Origin of the sequence: Capilliphycus salinus ALCB114379, assembly GCF_047276495.1 — a bacterium.
GTDB lineage: Bacteria > Cyanobacteriota > Cyanobacteriia > Cyanobacteriales > Microcoleaceae > Capilliphycus > Capilliphycus salinus.
On the sequence record NZ_CP178543.1, the window covers coordinates 490,540 to 504,235 of the forward strand.

At 43.2% G+C, this 13,696-nt stretch carries 12 protein-coding genes; 7 read left to right on the forward strand and 5 right to left on the reverse strand.

Features of this window, described 5'->3' with window-relative positions; translation table 11 throughout:
- Positions 1-58: 58 nt before the first annotated feature.
- Complete coding sequence (locus ACL6C3_RS02080; protein ID WP_413164917.1) at positions 59-1,285, reverse strand: CBS domain-containing protein; 1,227 nt, start codon at positions 1,283-1,285, stop codon at positions 59-61.
- A 249-nt stretch (positions 1,286-1,534) separates the two neighbouring features.
- The gene (locus ACL6C3_RS02085; protein ID WP_413164919.1) at positions 1,535-1,924 is read right to left on the reverse strand and encodes a recombinase family protein; all 390 of its coding nucleotides are present in this window, start codon (positions 1,922-1,924) and stop codon (positions 1,535-1,537) included.
- Positions 1,925-2,093: 169 nt separating this feature from the next.
- On the opposite strand from ACL6C3_RS02085, the gene ACL6C3_RS02090 reads away from it, so the two are divergent.
- The gene (locus tag ACL6C3_RS02090; RefSeq protein ID WP_413164921.1) at positions 2,094-2,432 is read left to right on the forward strand and encodes a thioredoxin family protein; all 339 of its coding nucleotides are present in this window, start codon (positions 2,094-2,096) and stop codon (positions 2,430-2,432) included.
- 148 nt (positions 2,433-2,580) lie between these two features.
- Here the strand turns inward: ACL6C3_RS02090 and ACL6C3_RS02095 are convergent, their stop codons facing one another.
- A complete protein-coding gene (locus ACL6C3_RS02095) occupies positions 2,581-4,632 on the reverse strand; it encodes a flavin-dependent dehydrogenase (RefSeq protein ID WP_413168238.1) in 2,052 nt (683 codons plus the stop codon).
- Between the two features lie 141 nt (positions 4,633-4,773).
- Here ACL6C3_RS02095 and ACL6C3_RS02100 point away from each other — a divergent pair, with 141 nt between their 5' ends.
- The 5 genes from ACL6C3_RS02100 (at position 4,774) to ACL6C3_RS02120 (ending at position 9,828) form a co-directional block, all read left to right on the forward strand.
- Complete coding sequence (locus ACL6C3_RS02100) at positions 4,774-6,153, forward strand: aldehyde dehydrogenase (protein ID WP_413164922.1); 1,380 nt, start codon at positions 4,774-4,776, stop codon at positions 6,151-6,153.
- 49 nt (positions 6,154-6,202) lie between these two features.
- Positions 6,203-6,784 carry a LutC/YkgG family protein gene (locus ACL6C3_RS02105; protein ID WP_413164924.1) on the forward strand — a complete coding sequence of 194 codons (582 nt, stop codon included), beginning with the start codon at positions 6,203-6,205 and terminating at the stop codon, positions 6,782-6,784.
- A 33-nt stretch (positions 6,785-6,817) separates the two neighbouring features.
- Positions 6,818-7,561 (forward strand): (Fe-S)-binding protein, encoded by a 744-nt coding sequence (locus tag ACL6C3_RS02110; RefSeq protein WP_413164926.1) that lies wholly within the window; start codon positions 6,818-6,820, stop codon positions 7,559-7,561.
- Complete coding sequence (locus ACL6C3_RS02115; RefSeq protein WP_413164927.1) at positions 7,558-8,937, forward strand: lactate utilization protein B; 1,380 nt, start codon at positions 7,558-7,560, stop codon at positions 8,935-8,937. Before ACL6C3_RS02110 ends, ACL6C3_RS02115 begins: the two co-directional genes overlap by 4 nt.
- A 162-nt stretch (positions 8,938-9,099) precedes the next feature.
- Positions 9,100-9,828, forward strand: a complete 729-nt coding sequence (locus ACL6C3_RS02120; protein WP_413164928.1) for a Uma2 family endonuclease — start codon at positions 9,100-9,102, stop codon at positions 9,826-9,828.
- A 145-nt stretch (positions 9,829-9,973) separates the two neighbouring features.
- On the opposite strand, the gene obgE is transcribed toward ACL6C3_RS02120, so the two are convergent.
- Complete coding sequence (gene obgE, locus ACL6C3_RS02125) at positions 9,974-10,981, reverse strand: GTPase ObgE (RefSeq protein WP_413164930.1); 1,008 nt, start codon at positions 10,979-10,981, stop codon at positions 9,974-9,976.
- 119 nt (positions 10,982-11,100) lie between these two features.
- Positions 11,101-11,820, reverse strand: coding sequence for a photosystem II repair protein Psb32 (gene psb32 / locus ACL6C3_RS02130; protein ID WP_413164932.1), 720 nt, complete (start codon positions 11,818-11,820; stop codon positions 11,101-11,103).
- A 232-nt stretch (positions 11,821-12,052) separates the two neighbouring features.
- On the opposite strand from psb32, the gene ACL6C3_RS02135 reads away from it, so the two are divergent.
- Positions 12,053-13,630, forward strand: a complete 1,578-nt coding sequence (locus ACL6C3_RS02135; RefSeq protein WP_413164933.1) for an NAD(P)H-quinone oxidoreductase subunit N — start codon at positions 12,053-12,055, stop codon at positions 13,628-13,630.
- Positions 13,631-13,696: the final 66 nt, after the last annotated feature.

The following is a 13,696-nucleotide window of genomic DNA, read 5'->3' on the forward strand; positions in this document are numbered from 1 at the left end:
AATTTGCGGGAAAGCTATAAGGATATAAAAAGCATGGGTAAGGGCGGTAATTTGCCGTTTAAGAGCAGTAAAAACTGCTGGAATTTTCTAATAAAAAGTTTGCTTGTTTAAGATTGATCAAAATAGCGTTTAAAGAAGCTTTTTGCATTTCCGGAGAAAGATTGGGTTCGGCGAGCAAATCTTCAACTCTAGTTTGAAGTCTGGACAAAAGATCGGTTAAAGCCAGATCTGAAGCTTTATTTTGTTTCGTTTTCAAAGCGTTTAACAATTCATATAACTGAGTTTTAGGTGTTTTTTCTTCTCCGCTAAAAGGTGAGGACTTCAGAGCATTAGGTTTGTAAATTTCTGGAGATTTTTTTTCAAGATTTTCTAAAGTTTGCTGCAAATTAGCCATAATCGTATTCATTTCAATGGGGTCAAATATTTTCAAGATACGAGTTTGGGTGACTAAACCCAATCCTCTCCCCCAATTCCAAGATACAACTAAGCGGCGAATATGACGTTTTTTCATTTCTTGATGTGCTTTCCACAGAGTATCTTCTGGACTGAGTAAAATCAAAGGTTGACTCATAACGTCTCGAACAATAGTCCGAGAAAAATTGATTTTCAGTAATTGAAATTGGACGATATCCCGTTCGGTGACAATTCCTACAGGAAGATAACGATCATCACTTTCCGGTTGAGTAATAACAACGCAACTCACCCCAAAACCGGACATCAATTGAGCAATATTTTCTAAGGTTGCAGTTGGAGGCGCTTGAATAACACTAGAAGTCATTACTTCCGAAACTCGCCACAATCTTAACAGATGAATGGGTTGTAAAGCTTGGCGAATTTGTTCGGGAGAAATTACCCCAATTAATCGTTCTTGTTCATCGACTATGGGTAAATGACGAATTTTATAACGTCGAAATAAAAACAAAGGAGCAAAGATATCTTTAAATGCGGTTTGGGATAAAGTAATCACAGGTTGGGTCATCACTTCGGCAACGGTTGTGCTTTCAAAATCTATCCCTTGAGCGGTTAGTCGCACAAGATCGCGTTCGGTGATAATTCCCATTAGTTTTTCCCCCGTCATAATCAGAAGACAACTGGACTGAAATCGATTAATTTGAGGGATTTTTACCGGGGTATTCTCATTATTAACTAAACAGCTACTTCCCTGATAAGAGTTCATTTGAACGATGGCATCAATCAATAGAACTTCAGGAGAAATAATCAAAGGATGGCGATCAATTGTATCTGTTAACAAGGGTTCTTTGAGAAAAGAATCTTCAAGTTGCATGGTTTACCAGTCCAAACTCACGACTCATTTCTATGCTAAACGGGAATCAGGAAAGGAGCAAAAGCTTTACAGACTTTAAGTGCTTTCAAGCTAGAAAAAGCAGCAGAAGAGGGATGTTACACCCAATCCCCCTAAATGCCCAACTGAATATTTACATTTGTCGTGTTTCGGTGTAATCTAAGGAATGTAACAGTTGAACACCTGTATAGTCTGTTATTTAGGTAACAAAGCCTGTTTTAGGTTAAAAGCTCACTCTTCCTCGGAGCGAACAGACATCAACTGAGGAGATGTTTCCCCTGAGTCGATGTTCGCACTTTCGGAAGCTGAAGTTTTGTGATAGAGCCTATCCAAAACCCGCTTGACTGAAATTCTTCGCCATAGCTGGCCCCGTTTGGTTTTATAACCTTTTTCATTCAGCCAGTTGGCGATTTGTTGTAGTGATTTCCCGGATTTATGATGACGACGAATTAACTCAATAATTTCCTGTTCTCGGGGTTCTTCTACAAGTTCACCGTTAATAGAACACAAACCAAAGGCAGGAGAACCGTAACCTGCATACCCTCCGCGAGCAGCTTTTGCTTTGCGTCCCTCCTCAAGTCGTTGCCAGCTTGAGAGGTCATCTAATTTCTCGGCAGTCATAACTCTGTTGTAAAGCATAGTCCACGATAATGAATCTATACTATACAAAAATCTCTCTGTTTGTCTATATGATCGAAGTTTAATTAATATTATTCAACCCAAAAATGTATACTATTTTACCTAAAAAATAAAATAAAAATGACCAGAAAATATTTTGAGGATTGAACATTTGAGCCAACATTTTTTTCAGAAAAAAGCCGTATTTATTCGAGATGAAGATTTTGATCGATTGATTGGGGAATATCCTTTAGTTGTCGTCTGTTTTGTGCAATCCCGCTGCGATCTTAGCCGTCGAATCCGTCCCATTCTTAACCAACTGGCTAATGATTATTTTCCTCAAGTAAAAGTCGTAAAAATCGATCTGGCAAAATATAAACAAATAGGAGAAAGATTTCAAATAGATTGTCTTCCCAACATTTTTTATTTTAAAAATGGGCAAAGAATGAATAATTTAGTTGGTTTATTGCCCGATGAAGTGATTCGGAATAAACTTGAAGAACTGCTGTAGTTCAAAAAGTTAAAAAGCCTTGTTTTGAGGTTAAATCAAGTCATGCTGAATTCTTCTACGATTAAAAATTAAAATAAATCAAACATTTCAATCGTAGCGAGAACTTCAGCATTTTGTCAAACTTTGACTCGAAAGTTTTTTTAACCTTTTAAACAGGTGATTTCACCTGAACCAATCGATGTCCCGGCGTTTGAGGTTGTCCCAAACCATCTGTTAAGGCATAACTAAGCGCCAATAGCCACATCCACAGCCCCGGATAACGAGGTTCTAACCAAGGTTGAATCCATCGAGAAAACCGGGGAACCCAACCCAAAAGCCCACTAATTAAGGCTAAAATCGTGAAATTCAAATAACTTACCATCCAACGTATGACTTCGTTAAAAGTAATAAAATCGAGAATCCAAAGTAACAGTTTGGGATTGGTTCGTGCGGCTTTTAACGCCAATCGAGTAAACGTCCACCAATCCGCCCGATCTTTAATAAAAGTGTCCGCAACTGCTGTCGGTTCCGAGGCTAATAATCCAAAAAAGGTATTTAAAATCGAGTTGATTCGTTGCGGGGGTAAATGTTTGTCTGTGGGAACCATCATCCCCTTAGAAAATAGCCACGTTACCGAAATATTGCTTTGATAAGCCCGAATTTGATTGAGGTGTTTGATTTGCAAAAGATCGTGTTTTAAAGCGGTATTGAGTAAATCGGTTAAACGGGATAAATTCCGCACCAAAGAACCAAATCCGGTAAACACTAAAGGAGACTGAAGGGAAGCCGCATCTCCGATAGAAATTAAGCGATCATAAGCCACTTTGCGATCGCGACTTCTGGCGCTAAAATGTCCGGGAATATAACCAAAAGTCGGCTTTTTCCAAACTAATTTATCCAAATCACAGCGACGATATTCGGGTAAAATGGTAAAAAAGTCTTCGTACATTTCTAACAGCGAACCGGGATTTTTTGGGTTAACTTGATGATAGTGAAACAGATAAAATGTTAACTCATTTCCCCCGCCCGGAAACAATTCCCAAATCAGTTGACGTCCGCGAGAAATATCGCCGTGACTGTTGAGAACATCGCCATAGTTTGCATCCCAAACATCCGGTTCAAAACCCCCGTCAATCACCGCCCCAACCGTCGGACAAACGCTATCAAACGCCCGTCCTCCGTTCAATTGCCAAGCAATAGGCGAAGCGGTTCCCATCGCATCGACCAACAGGCGTCCGGTGGCAATTCGTTCGGATTTTGTGGGCAGATGAACGGTTTTAACCTGAACGTTTTGAGGTGCAATATCGGCGCGAATAAATTCGGTTTCATCCCAAATTTCACCCCCCGCCTGACGCAATTTTTCCCCGCAAGCACGCAGTAATTTTTCTGCATCCAAAGCCACATTTAAAACCGTGGGAGTGTGGAGAATTGGGGCTTTGGCAATGGGAGGATTATTGGCATCAAAAAACTTGTGAAATCCGTCTTTATATTCTCGGGCGATTAAACTTTCGACCTCGGCTTTTGAGAATAATCCCAAATCAATTAAACTTTGCAATTCGCTGCGAGAAATATTCCACTCCCGATTCATCCGTCCAAAGGGCAACCGTTCAATTAACAAGACTTGATAGCCCAAACGTGCCATCACTGCGGCATGAATGACGCCCAACGCTCCGCCAACATAAATTAAATCATATTTGGGTTTAGAATTGCTGCTAGAATCTTGGGCAGAAAAAATGACCTGTTTGGGCGTTTTCGGATTTCTCACCCCTTCGCGCCACCGTTTTTCCCACCAATAAACCCGCTGAAGATCGTATTCTCCATTGGGCATTTTTTGAAAGTATTTTGTTGTCAAAGGGTAGTGGGGAGCTAACGCTTCAAAAATCAATTGTTGCGAAAGATCGATTTCTGGAGGTTCGGGATATTGATAAGGAAATTGTTGTCTGAGTTCAGTTTCTAGCTGCTTAATCAATAATTTTTCATCATTTTTCGGCGGATTTCCGACTCTAAAAAGTTTTAAATAAGTCGTGCGTTGAACCGACCAAACGAACACTGAAAATTCGTTCAACTCGTCATTTTTAGCGTTAGTAGACGTAAACTTGAGACGAAAACCATCCGGGGTGATGTGTTTTTCTCCGGTTTCGGGTTTAAACTTATCCTGCAACCAGGTACAAACGCTTTCAGTATTGGGTGTGGGGATTTCCAGATAGAGAATTTCCTTCATGGTCATTTGTGATCAATTTGTACCTCAGTTAGGAATCAAGTGACTCATCCTATCAATAGGGTAGGCTAAAAATAGCATTTTAGAAAGAGTCGAACGCTAAAGGTGTAACATTTATTGATGAACCTTTAGAATCAAGATATCATGGCAGAGTCAGTTCAAGTTGAAAAGTTGATCCAACAGCAGCGAGAATTCTTTGCTACAGGTCAAACGAAGAATGTCAACTTCCGTCGGGAACAACTTCAACGCCTTAAACAAGCAATTATAGACCATCAAGGCGATATTATTGCAGGAGTCAAAGCGGATTTGAACCGACCCGAATTTGAAGCTTATTTTGAAATTGCTTCAGTATCCGAAGTTAATTATGCCATTAAACACCTCAAATCTTGGACGAAACCGAAAAAAGTTCGGACTTCTCTCGATCAATTTCCCGCCACCGCCCAAATTTGTCCAGAACCTTTAGGTGTGGTTCTGATTATTGGGCCTTGGAATTATCCCTTTCAACTGATGATTTCCCCCTTGGTTGGGGCAATTGCTGCGGGAAATTGTGCGATTTTAAAGCCCTCAGAAATTGCGGCAAATACCTCTAAAGTTGTCGCGAATATAATTCAAAAAACCTTCGATCCGGCTTACGTTGCTGCGGTGGAAGGCGGGGTAGAAACCAGTCAGGCTTTACTCGCCCAAAAATTCGATCATATCTTCTTTACTGGCGGCACAAAAATCGGTAAAATTGTTATGGAAGCCGCAGCCAAAAATTTAACTCCTGTGACTTTAGAATTGGGCGGAAAAAGTCCCTGTATTGTTGATAGCGATGTTCAGCTTGATTATGCCGCAAAACGCATCGCCTGGGGTAAATTTATCAATGCGGGACAGACTTGTATTGCACCGGATTATGTGTTGGTGAATCGGGAAGTTAAAGCCAGTCTTTTAGAGAAAATAAAAGAAAACATTCAAGAGTTTTACGGCGAAAATCCCGAAAAAAGCCCCGACTATTGTAGGATTATTAGTCAAGGACATTTTAACCGTTTGGCAGGATTTTTACAAAATGGTAAAGTGATTGTGGGCGGACAAACTAACCCGGAAGATAAATATATTGCGCCGACGGTTTTAGATGGGGTTTCTTGGGACGATCCGGTGATGCAAGACGAAATTTTTGGGCCGATTTTACCCGTTTTAGAATATAATAATTTGGGAGAAGCAATCTCTCAAATTAACGCCCGTCCCAAACCCTTGGCGCTCTATTTCTTTTCCAAAGATAAAGCCAAACAGCAACAAGTTCTTCAAAATACTTCATCGGGTGGGGTATGTTTTAACGATACGGTTATGCAGTTTTCAGGAACTTATCTTCCCTTTGGCGGCGTGGGAGAAAGCGGGATGGGAAGCTATCATGGAAAAGCTAGCTTTGATAGGTTTTCTCATTATAAAAGTGTCTTAAAAAACACGTTTTGGATAGATTTAAAATTGCGTTATGCACCCTACAAAGGAAAAGTTTATTTGATCAAAAAGATTATTGCAGGACTTTAAGAGTTTGAGAGAAACTTAGAATCAATCTGTATAATACCCATAAATTAAAATGAACAGCCGCGATTTGATTTTAAATTCCGTTCGGAAAAATCAACCCAATTCAGACGTTAAACTTCCTGAAATTCCCGTATTTAACAACAACTCGGAACCCCTAATTTATCAATTCAAAACTCATCTCGAACGCATGGGAGGACAATCTTTTGAAGTCTCCAATATCGAGGAAATCAAAACGAAAATAACCAAACTTTATCCCGATGCAAAAATCATCTGTTCAACCCTACCCGAAATAACCGGAAATAAACCCATTCAACCCGAAACTTCTCCCCACGAATTAGCCGATGTTGATGTTGCTATTGTCCGGGGAAAATTTGGAGTTGCAGAAAATGGGGCGGTCTGGTTAACTCACGAAGATTTAGTTGTAAATGCCTTGGGTTTTCTCTCTCAACATTTAATCATTTTACTCGACTCCAAACAGCTAGTTAGAGATATGCACCAAGCCTATCAACGCATTGAATTAACTCAAACCTCCTACGGCGTATTTATGGCTGGACCTTCGGCGACGGGAGATGTGGAAGCGGTGATTATTCGCGGCGCCCAAGGGGTTCGGAGTTTAACCGTTTTTTTGCTGTAAAATTAACTAAAAAAATAACCCAAAAAACCAACAATGAAAGTCGGTCTTTTTATTCCCTGTTATATCGATGCGTTCTTTCCAGAAGTGGGAATAGCAACGCTAGAATTATTAGAAAAACTCGGCGTAGAAGTTGAATATCCCCTCGACCAAACCTGTTGCGGTCAACCGATGGGAACCAACGGCACCCAACAACAAGCAGCCGCGACTGAACGGGTGTTTGTAGACTGTTTTAAAGACTATCAATATATTGTTAGTCCTTCGGCGAGTTGTGTTTATCACGTCCGGGCAAATTTAGACGCCATCCCCCAAACTTATGAGGTGCAAAATGTTCGTAAAAATATCTACGAATTGGTGGAATTTATACACGATATATTGCAAATTAACAGCTTTCCTTGGGCAGAATTTCCCCACAAAGTTGGCTTGCACAACAGTTGTAGTGCTATTCGGAAACTCGGAACTTCTCGACCGTCTGAGTTAATGATCGCCTCTTTTTCTAAAAGTCAAACCCTCTTAGAAAAGGTCAAGGGGATAGAATTTGTAACTTTAGACCGTCCCGACGAATGTTGCGGCTTTGGGGGGACGTTTTGCGTGTTTGAAGAAGCGGTTTCTGCCCAAATGGGGTATGATAAAGTTAACGATCATTTCCGCAACGGTGCCGAATATATTGTATCGGGGGACATGAGTTGCTTACTTCACCAAAAAGGCATCATTGACTATTATAAAATTAACCTAAAAACAATTCATATTGCTCAAATTCTCAACGGTTTTCAACTATGACTAAACCCGTTAACCAAGCCGCCGCAGCCGAACAGTTTTTACAGGACCAAAAACGCGCCCAACAGTACGATAAAATTCTCTGGAATGCCAGACTCAAACGGGATATTGGGGCGGCTTCCGTTCCCGAATGGGAAGAATTGCGCGAAATTGCTTCACAAATAAAAGAACATACGCTTACCCATTTGGCGGACTATTTAGAACAGTTTGAAGCCAACGCCAAACAAAACGGAATACAGGTTCATTGGGCGAAAGATGGGGCGGAACACAATCAAATTGTTCATAATATTCTCGGCAGCCATAACGTTAAATTTTTGATAAAAAGTAAGTCCATGCTGCAAGAAGAATGCGGTATGGTTCCCTTTTTAGAAAGCCAAGGAATTAGCATTACAGAATCGGATTTTGGAGAACGTATTCAACAACTGGATCGAGAACCTCCGAGTCATATTGTGATGCCGGCTATTCACAAAACCCGTCAGGATGTGGCGAAGTTATTTGCAGAAAAAATAGACACCGACCCCAACAATGACGATCCCCATTATCTCAACGAAATGATGCGACAAAATACCAGACCCCGGTTTTTAAAAGCCGATGCGGGGATGACCGGGGTTAATTTTGCGATCGCAGAAACGGGCAGTTTTGTAGTCTGTACCAACGAAGGTAACGCCGATATTGGGGCGAACGTTCCCCCGCTTCATATTGCCAGTATGGGGATTGAAAAATTAATCCCAAAAGTCGAACATTTGGGGGTATTTATTCGGTTGCTGTCCCGGAGTGCTTTGGGTTCTCCGATTACTCAATATACTTCCCATTTTACCAAACCCAAACCGGGCGGTGAAATACATTTAGTGATTGTTGATAATGGCAGAAGCGAACGGTTAGGAATGGCGGATTTTTGGTCATCTTTAAAATGTATTCGCTGCGGCGCTTGTTTGAACACTTGTCCGGTGTACCGTCGCAGTGGAGGATTAAGTTATGGGGCGGTGTATTCGGGGCCGATTGGAATGGTTTTAGACCCAACTTTTGATGCGAAAAAATACAGCAATTTACCCTATTCTTCTACCCTTTGCGGTTCCTGTGGGGATGTTTGTCCGGTGAAAATAGATCTCCCCGAACAAATTTATAAATGGCGTCGGGTGATGGCGGAAAAACACTTACTTTCTTTACCCCGTCGGGAGAGTATGAAAGCGGCGGGGATGGTGTTAGGAAATCCTCTACTTTATCGCTTTGCTGAAAATGTGGTAATTCAGAAAGTAATGAAGTATTTCCCGTTTTTATTTTCGAGTAAAATCTTAAATCCTTGGGTGAGACATCGGGCGTTACCAACGGTTCCCAAACAAACGTTTAAACAGTGGTATATAGAAAACCGTCAAAAGTAGGGTGCATCAAAAGTCAATCTTTTGATTTCCTATGCTTGTGTTGGGTTTCGTTGCCTCAACCCAACCTACAGACTGTCAACTAAAAAGACTCATAAAAACACTCAAAAAAATCCGTAATTTATGATATAATTTAATCATCAAGCCGCAATGTTATCTCACGCTATGGCTGTCACCACTACCAGTCTAAAAGTGACTTGGGAAAAGTTACCGGAAGACTATATTTTACCCGACGATCCGGTGGATAATATTACTCAGCCCCTATTGGCAATGGCATTAACAGATGCTTTAAGCACTGCGGGAAAATTGCCCGAAAATTCCCTCACACCGACGAATTATGGCATCTGTGCGACGGTGAATGACAAAATTGTTGTCAAAGCACCCGACTGGGCGTTTATTCGGGAAATTCGAGTCGATCGCTCAGAAGTTGAACGCAGTTATACGCCCCGTTTGGAAGGGGATATTCCTATCATTGTGATGGAATTTATCTCGGAAACCGAGGGCGATGAATATTCGATAAAACCCACCTATCCGCCCGGAAAATGGTTTTTTTACGAGCAGGTGTTGCAGGTTCCAAACTATGGAATTTTTGAGCCAAAAAATGGGGTTTTAGAACTTTATAAGCCCGATGATTCTGGCCGATATAAGGTACAAAAACCCGATAAAAATGGGCGATATTGGATCGCGGAAATGGAGTTATTTTTGGGTGTTTGGCAAGGTACTCACGACAGACGCACCGGCTATTGGTTGCGGTGGTGGGATGAGGCGGGAAACCTGTTGTTATGGGGTTCTGAGTTGGTTCAACAAGAACGCCAACGCGCAGAACAAGCCGAACTTCGCGCCCAACGCCTTTTAGAACGACTGAAGGCCGAGGGTATTGAACTTGAAGAATAGGGTTTTTTCCGATTTTCTAACGCCCCCAATAATCTCCCCTCGCCCCCCTTACAAAGGGGAGAATAAAATGAAGTTAAAAGTCCCCCTTTTTAAGGGGGATTAGGGGGATCAATACTCTAAATTTTAACGCCGGAATGTTGAATTTTCATCCGAGGGATAATTCATCAAGCGATCGCCAAACTTCCTGCATTAAATCATTGAGTCCAATTTGAGCAACAGCCGAAATTAAAAAGACTTTTGATTGGCTAATTTGCCCAATTTTATCGATGATTTCTTGAATCTCCTCGCTGTCGGTATCGACCGCATCAACCTTATTTAACGCCACAATTTGGGGGCGATCGGTTAAACCCCGGCCGTAGGCTTGTAATTCTTGCAGAATTGTGTGATAATTTTCAACAGGAGTGGGATCGGTAATATCGATTAAATGTAGTAAAATTCGGGTGCGTTCGATGTGGCGTAAAAATTCATGCCCCAAACCCAAACCCGTATGAGCGCCTTCAATTAACCCCGGAATATCTGCAAAAACGGTACCGTCTCCCGTCGGTTTGCGAACCACTCCCAAATTAGGAATTAACGTGGTAAAGGGATAATCGGCAATTTTGGGTTTGGCAGCAGATAACGCCGAAATTAACGTTGATTTTCCCGCATTGGGCAAACCGATAATTCCGACTTCAGCTAACAGTTTTAACTCCAGTCTAAGCTGTCGTTGTTCGCCGGGAAGTCCGGGTAAAGCATAGTCGGGGGCGCGATTTTGGTTGCTGAGAAAGTGTGCATTTCCCAAACCGCCTTTACCGCCTTTGGCAACACAAAATTCTTGGTTGGGATGAACCAGATCAACTAAAAGTTCTTCGGTTTCCAAATCATAAACCGCAGTCCCGCAAGGAACCTCAATAATGCGATCGCTTCCTGCGGCCCCGGTCATATTTTTCGGGCCACCCCGCCGGCCATCTTCGGCGCGAAAACGGTGATTGTACTTAAAATCTAACAAGGTTTGCAGGTGTTCAACCGCAACCAAAATCACGGAACCGCCCCGGCCACCATTCCCACCGGAAGGCCCGCCTGCGGGAACATATTTTTCGCGACGGAAGGCGACGATGCCATCGCCACCTTTACCCGCTTCGACTAAAATTTCAACTTGATCGATAAATTGCATCTCTAGGATTTGTAATTGGGACTGGGAATATCGGACATTTAACTGTGAATTTGAGATTAAAAAGATTCTCAGGTCTGCGATCCCTGCCCCTACATCCTCAAAACTTCCCGCTCAAAACATTAAGAGCGTTGGAAATAGAAATAAGTTGCCATCGGCGCAACAGTTGCCACGACCAACACAATTACAACAATAATTGTAGCGGTTTGATCGTCGGTTTCTTCGGCGGATTTAAACGTACCTTCAATTTGAACCTGCTCGTTCACGCTCGGGGGGCCAGGATCAGGATTTCCCGATAACACCGCCACCAAGCGATCGCTAACCCCTTTGAAGGCTTCATTATACTTATTACCATCCCGCAGGGGAACTTGTAACGTTTCGGTGGCTACACTTTCGGCAATCTCATCGGTCAGCAGCGACTTAGCCCCCTCTCCGCTGCGAATGGCGCTATTATTGGTCAGGACATCGAGAACTAACAGCGTTTGATTTTCACCCGCCTCGGGAGTCGGAAACCACTTGTTAAACAACGCCTCGGTAAAACTATCGGCCGTTTCCCCGTAGTCAAAGCGCCGCAACGTGACCAAACGCACCTCATAACCGGTTTTCTCGGTCAGTTGGGACAATTCTTGATTAATTTGACGTTCGGTGCTAAAACTCAGAACATCCCCATCATCAACGATCCGAGTCGGATCGCCCGAGGTTAAATTCGGCATTTGATAAACCCCGGTCGCCTGGGCAGGCGTTGCCCACAGTTGAGCGATGAAAACGGCGAGAACCGTCGGTAAAATCAACGCAACAAAGCGTTTTTTCCAATTTAAGATTTTGTTAAATAGCTGTATCATTAGAACAGTTAACCCGTGCGATCGTTTTTTCTACTCATCCTACCACTATACAAGTTAAGGTGTCCGCTTCATCGATGTTGTCTGTTTTGTTGAGAATGCAAGTGATATCCTAAGTTCTGATAGGCTTGTCGTCTTGAATCGAGACAGACAGAACGTTTATAGTGTCGAATGTGTTTCACTCATCGCTGGCGTTGAAAAACCAGTTGTGAGGTACTATCCAATATGTGAGCTTATGGATTTTTCGAGTGTTGCAGCCCAGTTAAACGCTGGAACAATTCTACCCGAGGGAATAGTCATTATCACCCTCTTAACGGTTTTAATTACCGATCTGATCGTCGGACGGACGGCTTCTTCTCGCCTGACGCCCTACATTGCGATCGCGGGCCTTTTCGCGGCGATCGTCGCCCTGTACTATCAGTGGAATAGTACCGATACCATTGGATTTTTGGGCAGTTTTAACGGCGACGCCCTCAGCGTGGTGTTTAGGGGCATTATCGCCCTGTCCGCCATTGTCACCATTTTGATGTCGGTTCGCTACGTCGAACAAACCGGAACCTCCTTGGCGGAATTTATCGGCATTTTGTTAACCGCCAGCTTGGGGGGAATGTTCCTGTCGGGGGCGACGGAATTGGTGATGATTTTCGTTTCCCTAGAAACCCTCAGTATCTCATCGTACCTGCTGACCGGCTACACCAAACGCGATCCCCGGTCCAACGAAGCGGCGTTGAAATACCTGTTAATTGGGGCTTCGAGTTCGGCGGTCTTCCTCTACGGGTTATCGCTGCTGTACGGACTCTCGGGCGGCGAAACCGAGCTTAATGCGATCGCCGATTCTTTGGCGACCTCCGGGGCGAGCGCCTCTCTCGGCGTCGTCATCGCCCTGGTGTTCGTCATTGCGGGGATTTCGTTTAAAATTTCTGCGGTTCCCTTCCACCAGTGGACGCCCGACGTTTACGAAGGTTCGCCGACTCCGGTTGTGGCGTTTTTGTCTGTGGGTTCCAAAGCCGCAGGGTTCGCCCTGGCCATTCGGCTGTTAGTCAATGCTTTCCCCATCGTTAGCGATGAATGGCGGTTCGTGTTCACCGCTTTGGCGATTCTCAGCTTGGTCTTGGGAAATGTGGTAGCCCTCGCCCAAACCAGCATGAAGCGGATGTTGGCCTACTCCTCCATCGCCCAAGCGGGGTTTGTGATGATCGGGTTGATCGCCGGAACCGATGCGGGTTACTCCAGCATGATCTTTTATCTGTTGGTGTATTTGTTTATGAACCTGGGCGGTTTTACCTGCGTGATTCTGTTCTCCCTGCGAACCGGAACCGATCAAATTAGCGAATACAGTGGGTTGTATCAAAAAGATCCCCTGCTGACTTTGGGGTTAAGTATTTGCTTACTTTCCCTGGGCGGAATTCCCCCTCTGGCCGGATTTTTTGGGAAAATTTACCTGTTTTGGGCCGGTTGGCAAGCGGGATTATATGGCTTAGTTTTGTTAGGATTAGTCACCACTGTAGTCTCGATTTACTACTACATTCGCGTTGTTAAAATGATGGTTGTTAAAGAACCGCAAGAAATGTCCGATGCGGTGAAAAACTATCCTCAAATTCGCTGGAATTTGCCCGGAATGCGGCTGTTACAAGTCGGATTGGTGGCTTCTTTGGTGGCGACTTCCTTGGCGGGAATTTTATCGAGTCCTTTGTTTAACTTAGCCAACAGTTCGGTGAGTCGGACTCCGATGTTGCAAGCGAACATTGTTCAAACCAAAAAAGTCGCTGCTGTTGACTCCAACTCCAGTTTATCGACTTTCCAACAAAACTAATTTCTGCTTTTGTAAATTAACCGAAAGGGGTGTGCTGAATTCATGCCCCTATTTTTTGAACGTAGC